Source organism: Neisseria sp. P0016.S008 (assembly GCF_051957775.1).
Lineage (GTDB): Bacteria > Pseudomonadota > Gammaproteobacteria > Burkholderiales > Neisseriaceae > Neisseria > Neisseria flavescens_B.
The window spans coordinates 211,245-231,780 of the sequence record NZ_JBQCWB010000004.1 but is presented as its reverse complement, the minus strand read 5'-3'; the positions used below and the strand labels follow the sequence as shown (position 1 = coordinate 231,780).

Sequence of the window (20,536 nt, the reverse complement as noted above, 5' to 3'; positions counted from 1 at the left end):
CTAATTCTGTGCTAACGCTTCGTCTGTGGCAGGATACCCGCCAAACCATGCAGGAGCAGGAACAAAAAGTGCGTGAATATCATCTCGATATTTCTGCTCCGCATACCGGGCAGACAGCCGAGAGCGATTCCGAAGCCGACCAAGGCGAGGCATTGTTTAACGCCGTCAACCGCAGCGATTGGCAAACCGTTCGTCCGCTGCTGGAGCGTTATACCCAGCAAAGCGAATACGATCCCGATATTGCTTCGTTTGCCCGCGCCTCGTTGGCTCGAGGCGAAGGCAAGTGGAAAGCCGCCAAACAAGAATACGAAACCCTGTTGCAACGTCATCCCGACTTCACACGCGGACGGCTGGATTACGCACGCCTGCTTTTTGAAGGTCGTCTGAACCGCGAAGCCTCTTCTGAATTTGCACGCCTTCAAAACGAAGACTTGCCTGAAGCCGTCAAAGAAAACATTGCCCATTTCCAAGATGCCTTGAACCAGCGTCAAAGCTGGAAGGACAGCCTTTCCGTCGGTGCCGTCCACAACAGCAACATCAATGAAGGCAGCGGCAAAGTGTGGTGCAAAACCGAAATCGACGGCGAATGCTGGGAAGAATTTTCCGGCGACAAACCCATTTCCGCTAACGGCATCAAATACGAAGCTGCCGCCGTCCGCCGCTGGCAGGTTAAAGGACACCACGGCATCGCCGCCCGCGCGCTCGGCTACGGCCGCTTCTACCGTGATCATCGGAACTTTAACGAACACGCGCTCAACCTCAGTGCAGGCTACCAGTTTGAAAACCAGCGCTACACTTTCGCCCTCGCTCCGCTCGTCGAATGGAACGGCAGTGGCGGCAAAACCCTCAACCGCGCCTATGGTGTGCGCAGCGAGTGGAACCTCGACAAGGGTGGCTGGACGTGGAACACGGAAGCCGCGTGGGAACATCTTTCTTATGCAGACAAAACCCGTTTGCTCGACGGCAGCCTCCTCTCCGTTTACAACACCTTGTCTTATTTCCCTCGTGGCGACCTGATGCTCTATGGCGGCATGGACTGGCAACAGCGTAAAACGAAAGACCCTGTGGACAGCTATCACCAAATTTCTGCACGGCTGGGCGCGGCGAAAATGTTTGAAGCAGGCTTCGACGCCTCCGTATCTGCCACCTTCGGCATCCGCAGCCACCGCGAAGAAAACGCCGTCCTCGAGCAACGCCGCCGCGACAAAGAACAAACCTACCGCCTCAGCATAGGCGCTGACCGCTGGAAATTCGCCGGACTTAAGCCCGTCCTCAGCTACAAACACCGCCGCGTCAACGGCAACACCGACTGGCTGTACAGCTACAAACAAAACGAAGTCGGTTTGTCGCTGGTGAGGTCGTTTTAACTTGCGGTAAACAGAAATAAAAATGCACAGGCCGTCTGAAAGTATTTTTCAGACGGCCTGATTTATGATGGAAACGCTGATTTTAAGAATATTGAACTTTAGCTGAATGGAAACAGGTTGCTTAAAAACTAGGGGCTGTATTTTCGTTTTGAAAATTTAGAAAAACTCAGACGGCCTTAAAGTGTTTCCATACAGGACGGCATTGTTCGGGTAAGTCGGGACAGGCGCCGAGTATGCCGCCGCTGAAGTCGTTGGGGCGGTGGAAGTCGCTGCCTGCGCTGGCGAGAAAGTCGAAACGGTCGGCAAGCAGGGCATAGTTGAGGCGGTCGTTTTTACAGCAGTTGCCGCTGTGCACTTCAATTCCTGCGCCGCCGAGGTTTTTAAATTCTTGAAACAGGTTTCGTTTGGCGGTGGCGGATAATTCATAGCGCATCGGATGGGCGATAATGGACATGCCGCCTGCGCCTGTAATTGCGGCTACGCAGTCTTCCAGTGTGGTCCATTCGTGTCTGACGGAACAGGATTTGCCGTCGCCCAGATATCTGGTAAATGCCTGCTGTTTGTTTTTGACATGGCCTTCGCGGATGAGGAATTCGGCAATGTGGGTGCGGCTGGCCATCTCTTTATTGGCGGCCAATGCCAGCGCGCCTTCATACGCGCCTGTTATGCCTTTTTTCTCCAGTTTGGCCGCAATGGCTTCCAATCGTTTCAGACGGCCTTTGCGGACTTCGGCAAGCAGGTTTTGCAGGGCTTCATTGTGTTCGTCAAAGTCCAAGCCGACAACGTGGATGGTGCGGCCGCGCCAAGTGACGGATATTTCCACGCCGTTGACGAAGGGGAGGCCGAGGGTACCGGCTTCTGCGCGTGCTTCGGCAAGTCCGCCGGTATGGTCGTGGTCGGTCAGGGCGAGCAGGGTGCAACCGTTTTGACGGGCGAGTCGGACAATTTCGGTTGGGGACAGCATGCCGTCTGAAACGGTCGAATGGCAGTGTAAATCAATCATGGTTTTGCTTTGAATTTTCTCAAAAAAGGCCGTCTGAACGTTTCAGACGGCCTTGATTTGTTAGAACAGAGAGTCCAGTTGTTGTTTGTTATTGTTGCCGGTATTGCTTGGCAGAACTGGGGTTTCGTCTAATTCTTCACGGGCTGGCGCATTGCCGCTCTCGGTGCGGCGGCGGTTTTCATTCGGAACCGCGCGACGGGCAGGTTGAGCGGGGCGAGGTGCAACGCCGCTGTTGTCCAAGGCCAGGTCGGAGCTGGTGGTCATGCGTTCGCGCATATACACTTCGCCGCCGTTCGAAACCACGCCCTCAGGGGCTTTCATCGGTTTGACGCTGGTGCCTTTCAGGGCGAAGCGCATGTATTCTACCCATACCGGTACGGCGATTGTACCACCGTAACCTGCACGACCCATGCTGCGCGGTTTGTCAAAGCCGATATAGACAGCAGTCACAACGCTAGGGTTGAAGCCGACAAACCATGCGTCTTTGTTGTCGTTGGTGGTACCGGTTTTACCGGCGATGTCGGAGCGGCCGAGCGCGGCTGCACCGCGTGCGGTACCGACACGGACAACGTCCTGCATGATTTTGTACATAATGTAGGCGTTGCGCGGGTCAATGGCTTGAGGTGCATTTTCACCGGCTACCAAAGGTTGCATTTGCGCCTTCAGACGGCCTTGGCTGTCGTAGATTTTGTCGATGACGTGGGCAGATACTTTGTAACCGCCGTTGGCAAAGACACTGTAACCTTCTGCAATACGCAACGGCGTGGTTTCGCCTGTACCCAAAGCCATAGACAGGCTGGCAGGGATTTCAGACGGCTTGAAGCCGAAGCGTTGGATGTATTGTTGCGCGTAACCGATACCGATAGACATCAGGATGCGGATGGACACCATGTTTTTCGACGCGGTCAAAGCCTGGCGCAGCGTGATGTAACCAGCATAGCGGCCGTCAGAGTTTTTCGGGTTCCACGCTTTACCGTTTGCACCTTTACCCGGCAGGGAAATCGGCGCATCGTTAATCATGGTGGAAGCAGTCATGCCTTTTGCCAAAGCGGCGGAATAAACGAACGGTTTGAACGTCGAGCCGGGTTGGCGCATGGCTTGAGTTGCGCGGTTGAAGGTTTTGCTGTGGTAGTCGTAGCCGCCGACCAATGCACGGACTGCACCGGTTTTCGCATCTAAAGACACCAATGCGCCTTGCAACAAAGGCTCTTGAACGACGGTAAAGGTATCGCCGCTGCCTTTAACACGAATGACGGAGCCGCGACGGATGCGGTCTTCGCCCATTTTTTCGTTGTTGACGGCACGGGCGGCAAAGCCTAAAGCGTGGCTGTTCAGCGTTACTTTACGGCCGCTCGGCAACTGAATCTGTACACCTTTGCGTGAGGCTTCCAAAACAACCGCCGGAATCATTTTATCGACGGTGTAAAGTGTAGAAAGATATTGGCTGACAGTTTCTTCTACGTTGTCGCTTTTGCTCAGGTCGATGTAGTTTTCTGCACCGCGGTAGCTGCTGCCGCGGTCGAAGTTGCGCAGAACTTTACGCAGGGCTTCGGTAGCCACGCGCTGGTGTGCGGTATCGACGGTGGTATATACCTTGAAGCCTTGTGTATAAGCATCTTCGCCGTATTTTTCAAACAGTTCTTGACGCACCATCTCGGCAACATACAGGGCGCTTTGATCAATGTTTTGTACAAAACGTTCGTAATGCAACTCTTCTTTCAAAGCCTGATCGCGTTGCTGCAGAGTAATCATGCCTTCTTCCAGCATATTGTTCAGAATATAAGCCTGACGCAGTTTGGCACGCTCAGGGTTTACAATCGGATTGTAGGCGGAAGGTGCTTTAGGCAAGCCGGCCAACATGGCGGCTTCGGCCAATGTTAAATCATTAACATTTTTGTTGAAATAAATTTGGGCGGCGGAGGCAAAACCATAAGCACGTTGACCCAAATAGATTTGGTTGAAGTACAGCTCCAAAATCTTGTCTTTACTTAAAGACTGCTCGATTTTGTAGGCCAACAGGGCTTCGTTGAACTTACGGGTGAACGAACGCTCGCTGCTCAGGTAGAAGTTTTTGGCAACCTGTTGCGTAATCGTACTGGCACCGGATTGAACGCCACCGGCCATGACGTTGCCGATCGCAGCGCGTGCCACGCCCCAAACGTCCACGCCCCAGTGGTCATAGAAGCGTTTGTCTTCGGCGGCAATCACGGCGTCTTTCAAAATTTTCGGGAAGTCGCCGATTTTGGTAAATTCACGCCGTTGTTCGCCGTAAACGCCAATGACTTGGCCATCTGAAGAATAAATCGTCAGCGGCATTTTTGGTTTGTAGTGTTGTAAAGAGTCCAAAGACGGCAGTTTTGGATAGGTTACCAAAATTGCAATTGCAATCAGACCTACACCAAAAAGAGCCAGTCCTAATAAGAGACCCATGCAGGTCGTTATAATCTTTTTAATCATGACTAAGTAATAATTTTGCCATTAATGGCGATAAATAAAGTAAAATGGGAAACGATTTCTATCAGCCACAGTCAATACTGTGTAAAGAATAAGAAGTCCTTTACGGATAACGAAACAGTTACTCACTCCTAAATGATACAGGGAAGTCAAATCATGCGCTTATTTAAAAGCACGAAAGATACCAAAACAGGCAAGGCTTCTAGCGGATTGAACAACCGCTCTGCCATCGGCGTCGACATCAGCCAACATGCCATTAAGATGGTACAACTGACAGGCCGTAGTTTAAACCAAATTCAGCTGGAAAAATACGTTATTACCAAATTGCCTAAAAATATTGTCAAAGGCAACAAAATTCAAGACTACGATCAGCTTGCTACTTACATCCAACATACTTACACACAATTACGCAGTTCTTGCAAAAATATTGTTGCGGCTGTGCCACAAAATTTGGCGACAGTCGAGCAAATTATTTACAACCCGCGTGATACCGATTTGGACTTGGAAGAGTTTGTCGAGGCGGAAGTCGGCCAATTTGCGCCTATTGAAGAAATGAACTACGACTTTCAAGCCGAAGAAGTCGGTTCGGGCCAGCATGTTTTAGCTGTTGCCGCCAAAAAAGACGATGTCGAGCCGCGCATTGAAATGTTTGAAAATGCGGGCCTGCCTTTGTCTGCTTTGGATTTGGACTTGTTGGCGCAACGCAATGCCTTTGTTTATTGGATGAATACGCATGCTCCCGAAATGGCAGAGGAAAAAGTTGCCGTGTTCGGCATTCATGCGACACAAATGTATGCACTGATTTTGCAAAACGGCCGCATTCTCTATAAACAAGAAACACCGGTCAGCACAGAGCAGCTCAATCAGCTGATTCAGCGTACTTATCAGGTGACGGAAGAAAAAGCCGCGCAAATGATGGCTTCTCAAAACAAGCCTTCCGACTACCAGTCTCAGATTGCCGACCGTTTTAATGTGCAGGTTGCGCAAGAAGTTCAGCGTGTTTTGCAATTTTACTATACCACGCAGGCCACTGATTCTTTCGCCAATATCAAACACATCCTGCTGACCGGCTTTACCGCGCAACAGGCAGGTTTGGCAGAAAGCATTTTCTCGCAAACCAATACGGCAACAGAATATCTGCATCCGATTTCATATGTGGAGCGCAGTGCAAAAGTAGAATTGCCGCAGTTTCAAATTGATGCGCCGTCACTGACTTTGGCGTTCGGATTGGCATTAAGGGGACTTTGAGAACATGATCGAATTAACCAGAATCAACCTTCTTCCGTATCGGGAAGAGATTAAACAGCGCAAGCAGCAGCAATTCAAAATATTGATGCTTGGTGCTTTTGCAGTGGGTTTGGGCTTGGCGGCCGCTACCTATCTCGGTATTGACAGCGCCATCAGCAATCAAGAAGGCCGCAACAACTTCCTGCAAACCGAAATCGACAGACTTGATAGAGAATTGGGCGAAATCGATAAACTTCAGCAAGAAAAAGAAGCCTTTTTGGCCAAGAAGCTGAAAGTGGAAGAGTTGCAGGAAAAACGCTATCAAGCGGCTTATATCCTTGATTCTTTGAATGCGCTTACGCCCGATAATACTTATTTGACTGCGTTGGAAGCAGAAAGCCCGACCAGCTATAAAATCAGCGGCCATGCCATCAGCGACAATAAAATCGCCGTTATGATGCGCTCCCTGCCAAGCACAGGTATTTTCTTGCAGCCTGAATTGTTGAGCATTAAAAAAGTAGATAACTACCAAGAATTTACTTTGAAATCTTCAATCAACCAAGTGAATACGCCGGCTCCTGCACCGACTGCCCAAAGCAGCGGTGAAACGGCCGAACCTGTGGCAGAACCTGCTCCGGAGGCTCAATAATGGCATCTAAAAACCTGAAACAATTGGACGTACAAAACCTGTACCTGCTCAATATGCCTTCAAAACTTTTGCTGGCGGGTTTATTGATTGTCGGTATGTTGGCTTTGGGCTATGTCGGCGTATTTAAAGATCAGATTGAAACCTTGAATACGCAGGAGGCCAAAGAAGAAGAGCTGAAGGAAACCTTTACGCGTAAAAGCATTCAGGCGGCAAGCTTGAACAATTTGAAGGCTGAATTGGCTTCGATCCGTTCTGCATTTGACGTTTTGTTGAAACAATTGCCGACCGATGCAGAAATTCCGAACCTGATTCAAGAGCTGCATCAGGCAGGTTCAACCAACGGACTGCGTTTGGACAGCGTTGCGCCGCTCCAACCTGAAAACGATGGTCCGATTCAAAAACTGCCTTATCAGATTTCCATCACAGGCAAATACTCTCAAATCAGCCAATTTACCCGTGATGTAGGCGATTTGTCGCGTATTATTACTTTAGATTCTTTGAAACTCGTGAATGCAGGCGAGGACAAAGAAGGCAAGGGCAATAAAGGCGAGTTGACATTGAGCGCGATTGCGACGACTTACAAAGCACGTCCGGCCGAAGAGATTGCTGCCGAATTGGCTGCGCAACAGGCACAAGAAGAAGGCAAACCTGCCGAGAATGAGCAAAAATAAAAGAATAGGGAAATCATGAAAAAAATCATCTTACTCTTAAGTCTTCTTCCCTTGGTAGCCTGTACGCAAAGCTATGAAGATTTGACTCAATGGATGACGCAAACCCGTCAGGAAGCAAAATCCAAGATTATTCCGTTTGAAGAGCCGACGGTTACATTGCCTAAGCCGTATAGCCCGCCGAACTTTAAAGGCTTAAATGCGTTTGATTCACGCCGTTTGGACACTGCCCCTAAAGGCGGCAATGCGCCGGATGTGAACCGTCCGAAAGAAACATTGGAAGCCTTCAGTTTGGAAAACATGGCCTTCGTCGGAACGCTTCAAAGCGGCGGCAAAGTTTCCGGATTTATCAAGGTCAACGACCATGTCTATACCGTTTATCCAGGAAACTATATCGGTCAGAATTACGGCAGAATCCAAAGTATTACCGAAGATAAAATTATCTTGACCGAGCAAGTTGAAGACAGCTACGGCAACTGGGTGTACCGGAAGGCCGAATTGCCATTGAGCAGTAAAGAGGCAGATTCTTCCAATAGCTCAGATAGTTCGAATTCAAATTAATTTAGGGGTCTCACTCGATTATGAAAACCAAGCACATGACAAAATTATTTGCCGGCTTCAGCGTTGCCCTCGCTGTTCAGACGGCCTTTGCAGGCAATATTACCGATATCAACGTTTCCACTTTGCCTGACAACCAAAAAATCATCAAAATCCGTTTCGACAAAGACGTCACCACACCTCATGGTTTTGTAACATCTACTCCGGCGCGTATCGCATTGGATTTTGCCAACACCAATATCCGTTTGCCTCAGCCTGTTTTGGAATATGCCGACCCATTGCTGAATCAAATTACTGCGGCGCAAAACAATGACCGAGCACGCGTGGTTTTGGGCCTGAACAAAATCAGCCAATACAATACTGAGATTCGCGGCAACGAAGTTTGGGTATTTGTAAACGAATCTACTGACCAAACCAATGCGGCCGTTGTAAATGAACGTGCGGCTACGCCGTCTACCGCGCGCGCTGCTCAGACTTATCAAGCTGTTTCAGCAGCCAATATCGATTTTCGCAAAGGCGCACGCAATTCCGGCATTATTGAATTGTCCGCCCCTGGTTTCAGCGAGCAGCCGGATATTAAACAGCAGCGCGACCGTGTGGTTGTGACCTTGAAAAACCATACGCTGCCGACACAAGCGCAACGCAGTTTGGATGTGGCTGACTTCAATACCCCTGTACAAAACGTTACGCTCAAACGTATCGGCAATTCTACCCAGCTCATTATCCGCAACAATAATGCGAATTGGGACATCAATACCAAAGCTTCTTCCGGCCGTTTTGTATTTGAAGTATCGCCTAAAGCTGCCAATACCGAATCCGGCGGCTTGAACCAAAATGCAAACAAATCGTTCAAAGGCCGTAAAATTTCTTTGGATTTCCAAGATGTAGAAGTTCGTACCATCTTGCAGATTTTGGCGAAAGAATCCGGCGTGAATATTGTTGCCAGCGATACCGTCAAAGGCACCATGACCTTGTCCCTGAAAGATGTACCTTGGGATCAGGCTTTAGACTTGGTTATGCAGGCGCGTAATTTGGATATGCGCCGTCAAGGCAACATTATCAATATTGCGCCTCGCGATGAATTGTTGGCAAAAGACAAAGCCTTCTTGCAGGCTGAAAAAGAGATTGCCGAATTGGGTCCGCTGTATTCTCAAACCTTCCAGTTGAAATACAAAAACGTGGAAGAATTCCGCAAAATTCTGCGTCTGGAAGAATACGACAGCAATAATTCCAATACCCGCAACACTCTGTTGAGCAACCGAGGCAGCGCCTTAATCGATCCAGCCACCAATACGCTGATTGTGACCGACAACCGCGGCGTGATTGAGAAATTCCGCAAACTGATTGATGAATTGGATGTTCCAACCCGTCAAGTGATGGTGGAAGCGCGTATTGTGGAAGCTGAAGATACCTTCTTCCGCAACTTGGGCGTTAAATTCGGTTCCGGTGGTGCAAGTGGCCGTAACGCATGGGGCAGCAACTGGAGCAATGCACAAACCAACTACAATACCAATGCCTCATTTAATCGTGGCGACGTAGGCTACCGCACATGGACTTTGGATCCGAACGTCAGTCTGCCGACCGCAGCCGCAGTCAACAGTATTGCGCTGGTGCGTGCGTTCTCGTCCGGCGCATTGGGCTTGGAAATCAGCGCGTCTGAAGAACAAGGTAAGAGCAAAACCATTTCCAATCCGCGCGTGCTGACACAAGACCGCAAAGAAGCCAAAATTGAATCCGGTACGGAAATTCCTTACCAAGAGGCTTCTTCCAGCGGTGCGACTTCGATTACCTTCAAGAAAGCCGTTTTAGGCTTGACCGTAACGCCGAACATTACGCCTGACGGTCAAATCATCATGACTGTGAAGATTAATCGCGATACCCCGATCGACTGTACCGTGGATTCTCTGACAACCAAGTGTATCAACACCAAACACTTGAATACCCAAGCCATGGTTGAAGATGGCGGTACGCTGATTGTCGGCGGTATTTACGAAGAAGAAAGCACCAATGCAGTGAACAAAGTACCTGTTTTGGGCGATATTCCTGTTGTCGGCAATCTGTTCAAATCACGTGGTAAACGTGAAAACCGCCGTGAGCTGTTGATCTTCATCACGCCGCGCATCATGGATAATGTGGGTAACAATCTGCGTTACTGATTTTTAAAATGACAAACAGGCATATCTGCAAAGGTATGCCTGTTTTGGTTTTCAGACGGCCTGAGATGAAAAGGCCGTCTGAAAAACGACGAACTTTTCCACGAAACCACCATATCGTATAAAATGACCCACATGGAAAAAATCAACGGTAATTTAATTTTAATCGGGCTGATGGGCGCGGGTAAAACCACTTTAGGCAAGCAGCTTGCCCAAATGTTTGAATGCCCGTTTTACGACAGCGACTACGAAATCTGCACTTCTTCAGGCGTATCCATTCCGACTATTTTTGAGATGGAAGGGGAGGAAGGCTTCCGCAACCGCGAAACCAATATGCTGAAGAAGCTCGCTTCCCGGCGCAATATTGTTTTATCAACTGGTGGCGGCTCCGTATTACGCAGTGAAAACAGACAGATTTTGCGCCAAAACGGTATGGTTGTTTATCTGCATGCCAGCCCCGAAACCTTGCTGGAGCGTACCCGTTACGACAGCAACCGGCCGCTGTTGCAAGTTGCCGACCCTTTGGCCAAACTGCAAGAGCTGTATGATCAACGCGATACGCTGTACCGTCAAACCGCCCATCTCGTCATCGAATCCGACAGCTGCCACAAAACGCTCAAACGCCTGATGCAGGCTTTAGGCGAATAAACACGCTTTGCAAAGGAACATCATGCGCACCCTGACTGTCCAAACCCCGTCCCATCAATATCCCATCTTTATCGGGCATAAACTGATTGAGCAGGCCGATACGCTGCTTCAGCCCTATTTAGGCAAAAAAGCAGCCATCATTACCAACGAAACCGTTGCGCCGCTTTATCTCAAACAGCTTCAGACGGCCTTAGACAGACTGGGCATGCCGCATTTCAGCATCATCCTTCCCGACGGCGAAGAATATAAAAACTGGCAGACGCTCAACCTGATTTACGATGGCTTGATGCAAAACCGTGCCGAGCGCAAAACCACTTTAATCGCTTTGGGCGGCGGTGTGATAGGCGATATGGTCGGCTTTGCCGCGGCGACTTATCAGCGTGGCGCACCTTTTATCCAAGTGCCGACCACATTGCTCAGCCAGGTTGATTCCTCGGTTGGCGGTAAAACCGCTATCAACCATCCGCTCGGTAAAAACATGATTGGCGCGTTCTACCAGCCGCAAGCCGTTTTAGCCGATTTGACCGCCCTGCAAACGCTGCCGCAACGCGAGCTTTCTGCAGGTATGGCGGAAGTCATCAAATACGGCGCATTGGGCGATGCTGAATTTTTTGCTTGGTTGGAAGAAAATATGGCCGACCTGATGGCGCAACATCAAGAAAAAATGGCAGAAGCCGTTTATCATTGCTGCAAAATGAAGGCCGATATTGTTGCCCAAGACGAAACCGAGCAGGGCATCCGCGCATGGCTTAATCTCGGCCACACTTTCGGCCATGCCATCGAAGCCGAAATGGGTTACGGCGTATGGTTGCACGGCGAAGCCGTTGCCGCCGGTTGCGTCCTTGCTTCCCGTTTGTCGCAAATGTTGGGCAAAACCCAACAAGCCGATACCGACCGCATTGCCGCTTTAATGGAAGCCGCTTCCCTCCCGTCTGCGCCGCCTGTTTTCTCCTTTGAAAAATGGATTGAACACATGAGCCACGACAAAAAAGTCAGCAGCGGCATCATGCGTTTTGTCGGTTTGGAATACTTGGGCAAAGCCAATATCACCGAAATTACCGATATGGAAATCCTCCGCCAAACCTTGCAGCCGTATTTGTGAAGAATGAATGAGGTTTGCTTTAAAATATAAAAAAGGCCGTCTGAAAGGTATTTTCAGACGGTCTTTGGTTTTAAAACGTTTTCATTTATCGGGTTAAAGCTAGATAAATCAATTTGAGCGGGTCGATTATTTAAAGCGTCTTTTTATCCAACTCGGCAATAATCAACAAGCCGCTGTCAAAGCGTCGGCAGTCGGCCAGTTTCAGACGGCCTTGATGGCGTTTGACAATAGTGTTTGCGATGGAAAGCCCCAGGCCGGTGCCTTGTTGTTCGGTGCCGAGAATGCGGTAGAAGGGGTCGATAACGCGTTGGCGTTCGCTTGGGGGAATGCCGGGGCCGTCGTCTTCCACCCAGATGTTGAGGTATTCGGCGGTTTCATCAAAGCCCAAATCGATGCGGCCGCCTTTGGGGGTATAGCGGATGGCGTTGTCGGTAAAGGTTTTGATGAGGGTGTAGATTTCGGTGTCGTCGGCGTGGATTTGGCAGTCGTTTTCAACGGCGACGCCGATGTCTTGACCTTTGGCCAGCGCCAGCGGCATGAGTTCCTGCAAGACGCGGCGGAACTGGTTTTGCAGGCTGATCAGGGTTTTGGGGCGTTGGGTTTCGGGTGCTTGGGCGCGTGCGAGGGAAAGGAGTTGCTCGAGCAGGTGGCGGTTGCGCTGTATGCTTTGTTGCAACAGGGCGGACTGCTCGCGTGCTTCGGCGGACAGCTGCATATTGTTGAGCCGCTCTGCCTGAAGGGAAAGGGCAGTCATAGGGCTGCGCAATTCGTGTGCGGCATCGGCGATAAAGCGTTGCTGTTGGCGGACGTTTTCATCGGTACGTTGCAACAGATTGTTGATGGCGACGACAAAGCCTTGGATTTCGCTGGGAATGTTTTGCGTGTCCATCGGCGAGAGGTCGTTGATTTGGCGCTGTTCCAAATCGTTGGACAGGATTTTGACAGAACGCATGGCGCGGTGGGTAATCCAGACGGTGAGCAGGATAATCAGAGGCAGGGCGAGGAGCATGGGGAGGATGCTCTGCACGGCGGCCATTTCGGCCAGCTCTTCGCGATAGTCGCTTTCCTGCATGACGGCGATGCGGCCTTGCTTGGTATTACGGGTATAAACGCGGTAGTAATCGTCGTCGTCATCGGCCTGAATGGTGTGCAGGCCGTCTGAAATCTGCTTAGGCAGGCTGACAATGGGGTTGGGCGTATTGGGAAATTGAACGGAAATCTTGTTGTCGTTGTCGAGCGAGTGATTTTCGTCATCGGCATCACTCGGATCGAGATAGTTCGCGACTTGGCGCAACAGGTCGTCTTGAACCTCTTGGGTCTCGTGATAAGTATCGTAATATGAAAATATGCCTGCAAGAATGGAGAGGGGCAGGAGCATACAGATCAGGGCGAGGCTGATCTTAACTTGCAGGGATTGTTTGATGGTGTGGATAAGGCGTTGCATGGTTTGTGTGTTGATATTGTTGTGGTTTTTCAGACGGCCTGGTTGTTTTGTGCAACCAGCCAGCCAGCCCCGCGGACGTTTTGAATTGCTTCTTTGCCGAGTTTTTTGCGTAAGGCGTGAATCAGGAAGTCAACGGCGTTGCTTTCGACTTCTTCGCCCCAGCCGTAAATTTTGTCTTCCAAATCGCTGCGCGACAGAATCATGCCCGGACGCAGCAGCAGGGCTTGGAGGACGGCAAATTCTTTGTTGCTGAGCATGATGGCCTGTTCCTGCCCGACCACTTCCGCCTGATGGGTGGAAGGGTTGAGCGTGATGATGCCGTTGCTCAGCAGCGTTTGCGCCTGTCCGCCGTGTCGGCGCAATACGGCGCGCATACGGGCTTGCAGTTCCGCCATGTCGAAGGGTTTGACGATGTAGTCGTCTGCGCCGCCGTCTAGGCCGTTGAGTCGGCTGTGCAAATCATCGCGCGCGGTCACGATTAAGACGGGGACGGTACAGCCTCCGTTGCGGATTTGTGCCAATACGTCCAAACCGTCTTTGCCGGGTAAACCCAAATCCAAGAGCAGCAAATCGTATGCTTGCGCAGCCACTGCTGCGGCAACTTCCGAACCGCGGCTGACCCAATCGACAGCGTAGCCGCTGTCTTTCAGGTTGGCGCTGACGGCTTGGGCAATCATGGCATCGTCTTCAACCAATAATACGCGCATGGAAGTTCTCCGTGAGGATGGGTGGACAGTGATTATAACCGCACTCAATTAGTAAAAATTTAGGAAGGGTTGAAAAACTGATTTTTTGCAAAAGATGAGGCCGTCTGAAATTCGTTTTTCAGACGGCCTGTATGCTTCAATTCCGATTATTTAGGGTTTTTCTCAATCAAGGCAACCAATTGGTCGATATAGCCTTGAACAAAGCCGCGCGCGGATTCGATGAGCTGGCCGTTGTCGTCAAACAGGGTAGGCGAGTTGCCGAGGAACACTTCCGGTTGACCGGTCAATGGCATATCGAAATACGAAAGGGCAAGGCGCAGATTTTTTTGCGCGCTATAGCCGCCCATTTTACCGACAGAATGGCTGATGATGCCGGCAGGTGTTTTTTTCCAGGCAACATCGGCATTGGGTTTGGAACCGATGTCGATGGCGTTTTTCAGGCAGGCGGGGACGGTACGGTTGTTTTCGGAAGTTACGAACAATACGCCGGCAGAGGCTTTGATGGTTTCACGGAACTCGGTATAGCTGGACGGAGTAGGGAAGTCGGTAACGGCAGGATCGTCGTAGTCGAAGTTGTATAAAGGCAAATGGCCGATTTCGACGATTTGCGCTTCGTAGCCTTCGGGGAACATGGAAATGACGTTTTGTGCGATTTTTCGTGCAAACGAGCCTTTACGCAGACTGCCGACCAAGATGCTGACTTTCTTTGACATGTTTTTCTCCTGTTTAATAATAAAAATGAAAACAATTCTAAATTTTAGTGTTATCTGGGGAAGCGGTCAAGGTTTCAGACGGCCTGTCAAAATGGTTTATGCTAAAATAACGGTTTCGCTGATATTTCAAATTATTATGCACGCTTCTGATTCGCAAGAGGGCGAAACGGCACACGAATACTACGCCGACAATCCCGACTTTCCTGCTAAAACCATTGTCGCCACCTTATTCATCGGCGCATTTTTCGGCTATCTCAACGACACGCTGCTGAATGTCGCGCTCACGCCGATTATGAAAGATTTTGGTGTCGATAAGACCACGGTCCAATGGCTGACGACGGGCTTTTTGCTGGTCATGGGGGCATTTACGCCGATTACGGCAGGCGTGATTCAATGGTTTGAAACGCGCAAAATGGTGCTGTTTACGCAGGCAACGTTTTTAGCAGGATCGCTGATTTGCGCGTTTGCACCGACGTTTGGCGTATTGGTGGTCGGGCGTATGGTGCAGGCAGTGTCTGCCGCGTTCTTTGTCCCGCTTCTGTTTAACGGCGTGTTGTCGATTTTTCCGCCCAACAAGCGCGGAACGGCGATGGGTGTGATTACCATGATGTTTACCGCCGCGCCCGCAATGGGGCCGACGCTGTCGGGCATCATCATCGACCATACGCATTGGCGCGTGCTGTTCGGTTTTACTGCGCCGTTTATGTTGGCGGCGATGGTGCTGGTGGGTAAATATTTGACAGTCAATTTAAGCAACATCAGCCGTCCAAAAATCGATATGTTGTCAGCTGTGCTGTCGATTGCGGGTTTCGGCGGGTTGGTTTATGCGAGCAGTAATTTTGCCCATATACCGCTGCTGGAATTTATCCTGCTCTTTGCCGCTTCCGTTGTACTGGTGGGTTGGTTTGCGCACCGGCAGTTCCGTTTGGCTACGCCGTTGTTGAACCTTCGTGCGTTTGAATACAAACAGTTCAGATATTGCGTTGTGATTTTGGCCGGTGCGGTATTCCTGTTTTTGGGCTTGGAGCTGATGGTACCGATGTACACGCAGCAAGTGTTGATGCTGACCGGTACGGCAACCGGTCTGATTCTGATGCCTGCCAGCATTGCCCAAGCGGTTGCCGCGCCTTTGTTCGGCAAATTGTTGGACAAAAAGGGTGGACGTTTTGTCGTCTTGCCAGCAACAGTGATGCTGGTGGTGTCGCTGGCAGTATTGTGGCTGTTTTTGCGGATTGATACGCAAGTGGTGATGTTGACGGCGATGTTTACGCTATTGGCGCTTTCCGTGTCTGCTTGTGTAACCGGCGAAACCCATGGTCTGAACGCGTTGCCGAAAACGCTTAATCCGCACGGTGCGGCGATTCTGACTACTATTAATCCGATTGCCGGTGCCATCGGCGCGGCGTTTTTTGTCGGTGCGACCAATATCGGCGAGAAACTTTCCAGTGCAGATATGCCGCAACAAGCAATGCTGGACGGTATCCATTTGGCGATGGGTTGCGCTTTGGTTGTCGGTGTTGTGGTCGTCATGTTTGCTTTGCGTTTGAAAGCGCATCAGAAATAAATAAAAAGGCCGTCTGAAACATTCAGACGGCCTCAGTACCTCGTAAGAATTTATAAGATTTTGTAACACAATGAAGTTAAAAAGTATTTTATCAATCGGCCTGATGATGGCGGTTTGTCCGTCATGGGCTTTGGATTTCGGGCGTATTCCTGAAAATGAGATTTCTGTTTATGTGCAGGAATTGGACAGCGGCAAAGTGATTGCCGAACACCGTGCCGATGAATTGCGTAATCCTGCTTCGACCATGAAGCTGGTAACGGCGTTTACCGCGTTTCGTATGCTGGGCGGCGATTATCGTTGGAAAACTGAGTTTAAAACCAACGGCTCAATCAAAGGCGATACGTTGAAAGGCAACGTGTATTGGGTGGGGAGCGGCGATCCTGTGTTTGACCAGCATGATTTGGTGCAAATGCAGCAACAGATGCGTGATAAGGGCATACGCCATATTGACGGACATCTGATACTCGACCGCAGCCTGTGGGGCGATGTGAAGAATCCGGATGATTTTGCTTCCGATTCTGCCGAAAGCTTTATGACGCCGCCCGATCCCAATATGTTGGCGTATAAAACCGTTGAACTCCGTGCTGAAAAAGAAGAAGACGGAGATTTGGTCATCCGTACCAATCCGCCGCTGCCGAATCTGAACATTCAAAACAAATTGACGCTTGAGAATAAAGAAGGGAAGTGCGGTGTTTTAAAAAACCACATGAAGACTGCCTATAAAAACAATACGCTGACCGTATCGGGCAAGCTGCCGGAAAGCTGCTTGGGTCAAGGGCTGTATCTGAATATGTACAGCATGAAAGAATATGTCGGTAAAAGTTTTGTGAACCAATGGCGCCAACAAGGCGGTACGGTTTCAGATGGCCTGACGGTAGGTGTCGCGCCTCATGATGCGCATGTGTTGGCAAGCCATCTATCCAAACCGCTTACCGATATCCTCACCGATATGAACAAGCATTCCAATAATCTGATTGCCCGTTCGGTTTTCCTTAAATTTGCCGGAAATATGTCTGATTACAAGCTGGCGCAGGCCAAGGCCGCGTCTATCGTAAAAAGCGAGCTGGCGGTTGCCGGTATCAATACGGAAGGGCTGGTGTTGGAAAACGGCTCAGGCCTGTCTCGCGTAGAACGGCTCAATGCACGCATGATGGCGCAAATGTTGGAAAAAGCCTACTTCAGCCCGTTTAAAAACGAGTTTATCAGTACGCTGCCGATTGCCGGTAAAGACGGCACGCTTAAAACACGCTTGAAACAGCCCGGTGAAAACCTGCGCCTCAAAACCGGTACGCTTAAAGATGTCCGCGCGCTGGCAGGGTATTGGTTGGGCGAAAAGCCGTTGCTGGTTGTCGTCATTATCAACAGCCAAAAATCAACCGATTATTTACGCGACTTGGATAAGCTGGTGTCTAAAATTGTTCAGCCCGGTGGCGAACATTGGATTGATGCTAAGGCCTCCTGCATGATTAGGTATCAGGCTTGATAAGCTAAAAAAGGCCGTCTGAAAATGTATTGACGTTTTTAGACGGCCTTTGTGTAAGAAGGTGAGGTAAGTATTTATGTCTATTTTGAAAGATGATTTAGGGATTTGATGAATAAGCGTTTGGTGTGAAGCAGCTTGAGGCGGATGATCTTTCAGGATTTAAACCGTATGTCTGCTTTATTGTGCTGTCCTGTTTATACTATCTAAAAAGCTCGATTTTTTATAAAAAGGCATAGGGTACAGACGAAAAAAATACCGGTAAAAACCGGTATTTTTTATTTTTAACTTGATGGCGCGGCGGACGGGGCTCGAACCCGCGACCCCCGGCGTGACAGGCCGGTACTCTAACCAACTGAGCTACCACCGCGCATCCATTGTCAGGGACAATGAAAAGGAAAGTGGTGGGTGATGACGGAGTCGAACCGCCGACATTCTGCTTGTAAGGCAGACGCTCTACCAACTGAGCTAATCACCCGAAAAAGGGAGATACTGAAGAATCAGTATTTTTAAATAATGGCGCGGCGGACGGGGCTCGAACCCGCGACCCCCGGCGTGACAGGCCGGTACTCTAACCAACTGAGCTACCACCGCGCATCCACTGTCAAAGACAATGAAAAGGAAAGTGGTGGGTGATGACGGAGTCGAACCGCCGACATTCTGCTTGTAAGGCAGACGCTCTACCAACTGAGCTAATCACCCATGCGCAAAATTGCGAAGACGCTATTAAACCAAAAAATCCTGATGCGCGCAAGATTTATTTGCCGATAATTAGATGTCTCCCTGCAAGCACCAGTTTTCAAAGGAAATAATTTCTTCCTGCTTGCCTGCGACAACCAAAATATCGCCAGTTTCCAGAACGAAATCAGGGTCAAGGTCTTGGATTTTTCCGGTATTGCGGCGGATAAACAATAGTTTTAAATAATGCGCTGCCAATGGCAATTCGCGGATGGTTTTACCGATGGCGTGTGCCTCGCCTTGCAATGGGAAGGCATGGCGGCAGACGGCCTTGCTGTCTTCGTCAGAGAAGCTGTCATCATCACTGCCGACAAACAAGTCTTGCAATGATGCATAGCGGCTGTGACGGATGTGGGTTATGGTTTGATAAACATGGTTGTAGGAGAGGCCGTGGCCTAACATGGCATAGCTTGCCAGTACCAAGCTGGTTTCTTTGGTATCGGAGACGGTTTCTTCCGCACCCATTTCGGTAAAGGTTTTGACGTAATCGTCATTCGTGGCACGAACATAAACCGGCATGCTCGGATGCATGGACATGATGTTGCCGAGAACATGTTGGGTCTCGTGCATATTGTTCAGCGTGATGACCACCATTTTGGCGCGTCCCAAGCCGGCGGCTTCCAAGACTTCACGGCGTTTGGCATCGCCAAAGGAAACCGGTTCGCCTGCGTTGCGTGCCACTTGTACGCGGGCAATGTCCAAGTCAAGGGCAAAGTAGGGGATGCCTTCTTGCGCTAATACACGGGCAACCGATTGACCGCCGCGTCCGAAACCGATAATCAGGACGTGTTCTGATTTGCTCATGGTTTCCACCAGCATGGAGTGCAAGTCCAAGGCTTTCATGTCCCAGTCGGATTTAACGAAGCGGCTGACGATGGCATCGCTGCTGCCCAAAATGAATGGTGCGGCAATCATGGAAAGCAAGACCGCTGCAGTGGCTGCTTGTTCCAATTCGGGCGAAACCATATTGATTTTGCTGGAAATGGCCAGCATCACAAAGCCGAACTCGCCGCCTTGCGCTAAATAAAGCGCACTTTTGAGGCTGTCGCCCACAGGGTTTTTCATGCGCAAAGCGATGATGAAGACGACCAGTGCTTTCAAGACCAACAGGATTGCCAACAAAACCAGGATTTGCTGCCAGTTGCCGATCAGTGCCTGAATATCCAGCTTCATACCAACGGTAATGAAGAAGAAGCCCAACAGAATGTCGCGGAATGGACGGATGTCGTCTTCCACCTGAATACGGTATTCGGTTTCGGAAAGCAGCATACCGGCGACGAATGCGCCCAATGCCATAGACAGGCCTTCAAGCTCTGTCAGATAGGCCACGCCCAAAGTAACCAGCAAAACGTTGATCATGAAGAGTTCGGACGATTTGCGTTTGGCAACCAGCCTGAACCAGCGCGACATCACTCGGCTGCCGATAACGAACAAAATGCCCAAGGTCAGCAACATTTTCAAACCGGCCAAGCCCAGCTCTACCCACAAGTTGCCTTCGCTGCCGCCAGCCAGTGCCGGAATCAGAATCATCAGCGGTACAACGGCAATATCTTGCATCAGCAAAACACCCATGGCCATTTGACCATGCGGCTGACCCAGCTCGGTTTTCTCCGACAGAATGCGGCTGACTATGGCGGTGGACGACATGGTCAGTGCGCCCGCAGTGGCAAACGCCCAGTTAAACGGCGTGCCCATTGCCATCAAAATGCCCATAATCGAGAGCATGGTAATGATGACTTGCAAACCGCCCAAGCCGAATACGAGGCGGCGCATGGCTTTGAGTTTGGGCAGGGAGAATTCGAGACCGATGCTGAACATCAAGAACACAATGCCGATTTCGCCCAAATAGTCGGTAGCGTGGCTTTGCGGAATCAGTTTGAACATACCCGGACCGGCAATAAAACCGACCAAAAGATAACCGAGCATGGAAGGAATGTTGAACTTGCGACAGCAGATAACCGTAATGACGGAAACCAACAGGACAATGACAATGGGACCGAGGGAGAATTCGTGCATAGAGTGGGCGGCCTTTCGTTAAAAGTAGCTATTGTTATATAGGCC

At 50.1% G+C, this 20,536-nt stretch carries 16 protein-coding genes and 4 tRNA genes; 10 read left to right on the top strand and 10 right to left on the bottom strand.

Going from position 1 to position 20,536, the window contains the following annotated elements; genetic code table 11:
* Positions 1-8: 8 nt before the first annotated feature.
* Positions 9-1,367 (top strand): surface lipoprotein assembly modifier, encoded by a 1,359-nt coding sequence (locus ACTHS8_RS07140; protein ID WP_440373351.1) that lies wholly within the window; start codon positions 9-11, stop codon positions 1,365-1,367.
* A 166-nt stretch (positions 1,368-1,533) separates the two neighbouring features.
* Here the strand turns inward: ACTHS8_RS07140 and ACTHS8_RS07135 are convergent, their stop codons facing one another.
* Entirely contained in the window at positions 1,534-2,370 is an 837-nt protein-coding gene (locus tag ACTHS8_RS07135) for a PHP domain-containing protein (protein ID WP_440373350.1), read from the bottom strand.
* A 60-nt stretch (positions 2,371-2,430) separates the two neighbouring features.
* Positions 2,431-4,827 carry a penicillin-binding protein 1A gene (locus ACTHS8_RS07130; RefSeq protein WP_440373349.1) on the bottom strand — a complete coding sequence of 799 codons (2,397 nt, stop codon included), beginning with the start codon at positions 4,825-4,827 and terminating at the stop codon, positions 2,431-2,433.
* A 153-nt stretch (positions 4,828-4,980) separates the two neighbouring features.
* Between ACTHS8_RS07130 and pilM the strand changes: the two genes are divergently transcribed.
* The 7 genes from pilM to aroB all read left to right on the top strand — a co-directional run bounded on the left by pilM (position 4,981) and on the right by aroB (position 11,829).
* Entirely contained in the window at positions 4,981-6,072 is a 1,092-nt protein-coding gene (gene pilM, locus ACTHS8_RS07125) for a type IV pilus assembly protein PilM (protein WP_070825873.1), read from the top strand.
* 4 nt (positions 6,073-6,076) lie between these two features.
* Positions 6,077-6,700 (top strand): PilN domain-containing protein, encoded by a 624-nt coding sequence (locus tag ACTHS8_RS07120; protein WP_295708523.1) that lies wholly within the window; start codon positions 6,077-6,079, stop codon positions 6,698-6,700.
* Complete coding sequence (locus ACTHS8_RS07115) at positions 6,700-7,371, top strand: type 4a pilus biogenesis protein PilO (protein ID WP_004520855.1); 672 nt, start codon at positions 6,700-6,702, stop codon at positions 7,369-7,371. The genes ACTHS8_RS07120 and ACTHS8_RS07115 overlap by 1 nt, the downstream gene beginning before the upstream one ends.
* Before the next feature lie 15 nt (positions 7,372-7,386).
* On the top strand, positions 7,387-7,929 hold the full coding sequence (locus tag ACTHS8_RS07110; RefSeq protein WP_440373348.1) for a pilus assembly protein PilP: 543 nt from the start codon (positions 7,387-7,389) through the stop codon (positions 7,927-7,929).
* Positions 7,930-7,949: 20 nt separating this feature from the next.
* The gene (gene pilQ / locus ACTHS8_RS07105) at positions 7,950-10,082 is read left to right on the top strand and encodes a type IV pilus secretin PilQ (protein ID WP_440373347.1); all 2,133 of its coding nucleotides are present in this window, start codon (positions 7,950-7,952) and stop codon (positions 10,080-10,082) included.
* Between the two features lie 132 nt (positions 10,083-10,214).
* Positions 10,215-10,727 (top strand): shikimate kinase, encoded by a 513-nt coding sequence (locus tag ACTHS8_RS07100; protein ID WP_283122435.1) that lies wholly within the window; start codon positions 10,215-10,217, stop codon positions 10,725-10,727.
* Positions 10,728-10,749: 22 nt separating this feature from the next.
* Entirely contained in the window at positions 10,750-11,829 is a 1,080-nt protein-coding gene (gene aroB, locus ACTHS8_RS07095; protein WP_219088959.1) for a 3-dehydroquinate synthase, read from the top strand.
* 130 nt (positions 11,830-11,959) lie between these two features.
* Here the strand turns inward: aroB and ACTHS8_RS07090 are convergent, their stop codons facing one another.
* The 3 genes from ACTHS8_RS07090 to ACTHS8_RS07080 all read right to left on the bottom strand — a co-directional run bounded on the left by ACTHS8_RS07090 (position 11,960) and on the right by ACTHS8_RS07080 (position 14,693).
* A complete protein-coding gene (locus ACTHS8_RS07090; RefSeq protein WP_219088957.1) occupies positions 11,960-13,273 on the bottom strand; it encodes a sensor histidine kinase in 1,314 nt (437 codons plus the stop codon).
* Positions 13,274-13,302: 29 nt separating this feature from the next.
* Positions 13,303-13,980, bottom strand: a complete 678-nt coding sequence (locus ACTHS8_RS07085) for a response regulator (RefSeq protein WP_440373346.1) — start codon at positions 13,978-13,980, stop codon at positions 13,303-13,305.
* A 146-nt stretch (positions 13,981-14,126) separates the two neighbouring features.
* A complete protein-coding gene (locus tag ACTHS8_RS07080) occupies positions 14,127-14,693 on the bottom strand; it encodes an NADPH-dependent FMN reductase (protein ID WP_049328898.1) in 567 nt (188 codons plus the stop codon).
* Between the two features lie 136 nt (positions 14,694-14,829).
* Here ACTHS8_RS07080 and ACTHS8_RS07075 point away from each other — a divergent pair, with 136 nt between their 5' ends.
* Together ACTHS8_RS07075 and dacB are read left to right on the top strand one after the other, a co-directional pair.
* On the top strand, positions 14,830-16,257 hold the full coding sequence (locus tag ACTHS8_RS07075; RefSeq protein ID WP_440373345.1) for an MFS transporter: 1,428 nt from the start codon (positions 14,830-14,832) through the stop codon (positions 16,255-16,257).
* Positions 16,258-16,327: 70 nt separating this feature from the next.
* Positions 16,328-17,740: a D-alanyl-D-alanine carboxypeptidase/D-alanyl-D-alanine endopeptidase gene (dacB, locus tag ACTHS8_RS07070; RefSeq protein ID WP_440373344.1), complete on the top strand. Its 1,413-nt coding sequence runs from the start codon at positions 16,328-16,330 to the stop codon at positions 17,738-17,740.
* Between the two features lie 290 nt (positions 17,741-18,030).
* Here dacB and ACTHS8_RS07065 read toward each other — a convergent pair.
* From ACTHS8_RS07065 to ACTHS8_RS07045, 5 genes are all read right to left on the bottom strand, one after another.
* Positions 18,031-18,107: transfer RNA gene (locus ACTHS8_RS07065), tRNA-Asp, on the bottom strand.
* A 32-nt stretch (positions 18,108-18,139) separates the two neighbouring features.
* A tRNA-Val gene (locus ACTHS8_RS07060) sits at positions 18,140-18,215 on the bottom strand.
* A gap of 39 nt (positions 18,216-18,254) precedes the next feature.
* A tRNA-Asp gene (locus tag ACTHS8_RS07055) sits at positions 18,255-18,331 on the bottom strand.
* A gap of 32 nt (positions 18,332-18,363) precedes the next feature.
* A tRNA-Val gene (locus tag ACTHS8_RS07050) sits at positions 18,364-18,439 on the bottom strand.
* Positions 18,440-18,508: 69 nt separating this feature from the next.
* Positions 18,509-20,491 carry a monovalent cation:proton antiporter family protein gene (locus ACTHS8_RS07045; RefSeq protein ID WP_063076639.1) on the bottom strand — a complete coding sequence of 661 codons (1,983 nt, stop codon included), beginning with the start codon at positions 20,489-20,491 and terminating at the stop codon, positions 18,509-18,511.
* Positions 20,492-20,536: the final 45 nt, after the last annotated feature.

Coding starts and splice junctions, on each gene's coding strand:
- ACTHS8_RS07135 (WP_440373350.1), bottom strand. CDS start 2,370: ATGATTGATTTACACTGCCATTCGACCGTTTCAGACGGCATGCTGTCC.
- ACTHS8_RS07130 (WP_440373349.1), bottom strand. CDS start 4,827: ATGATTAAAAAGATTATAACGACCTGCATGGGTCTCTTATTAGGACTG.
- pilM (WP_070825873.1), top strand. CDS start 4,981: ATGCGCTTATTTAAAAGCACGAAAGATACCAAAACAGGCAAGGCTTCT.
- ACTHS8_RS07120 (WP_295708523.1), top strand. CDS start 6,077: ATGATCGAATTAACCAGAATCAACCTTCTTCCGTATCGGGAAGAGATT.
- ACTHS8_RS07115 (WP_004520855.1), top strand. CDS start 6,700: ATGGCATCTAAAAACCTGAAACAATTGGACGTACAAAACCTGTACCTG.
- ACTHS8_RS07110 (WP_440373348.1), top strand. CDS start 7,387: ATGAAAAAAATCATCTTACTCTTAAGTCTTCTTCCCTTGGTAGCCTGT.
- pilQ (WP_440373347.1), top strand. CDS start 7,950: ATGAAAACCAAGCACATGACAAAATTATTTGCCGGCTTCAGCGTTGCC.
- ACTHS8_RS07100 (WP_283122435.1), top strand. CDS start 10,215: ATGGAAAAAATCAACGGTAATTTAATTTTAATCGGGCTGATGGGCGCG.
- aroB (WP_219088959.1), top strand. CDS start 10,750: ATGCGCACCCTGACTGTCCAAACCCCGTCCCATCAATATCCCATCTTT.
- ACTHS8_RS07090 (WP_219088957.1), bottom strand. CDS start 13,273: ATGCAACGCCTTATCCACACCATCAAACAATCCCTGCAAGTTAAGATC.
- ACTHS8_RS07085 (WP_440373346.1), bottom strand. CDS start 13,980: ATGCGCGTATTATTGGTTGAAGACGATGCCATGATTGCCCAAGCCGTC.
- ACTHS8_RS07080 (WP_049328898.1), bottom strand. CDS start 14,693: ATGTCAAAGAAAGTCAGCATCTTGGTCGGCAGTCTGCGTAAAGGCTCG.
- ACTHS8_RS07075 (WP_440373345.1), top strand. CDS start 14,830: ATGCACGCTTCTGATTCGCAAGAGGGCGAAACGGCACACGAATACTAC.
- dacB (WP_440373344.1), top strand. CDS start 16,328: ATGAAGTTAAAAAGTATTTTATCAATCGGCCTGATGATGGCGGTTTGT.
- ACTHS8_RS07045 (WP_063076639.1), bottom strand. CDS start 20,491: ATGCACGAATTCTCCCTCGGTCCCATTGTCATTGTCCTGTTGGTTTCC.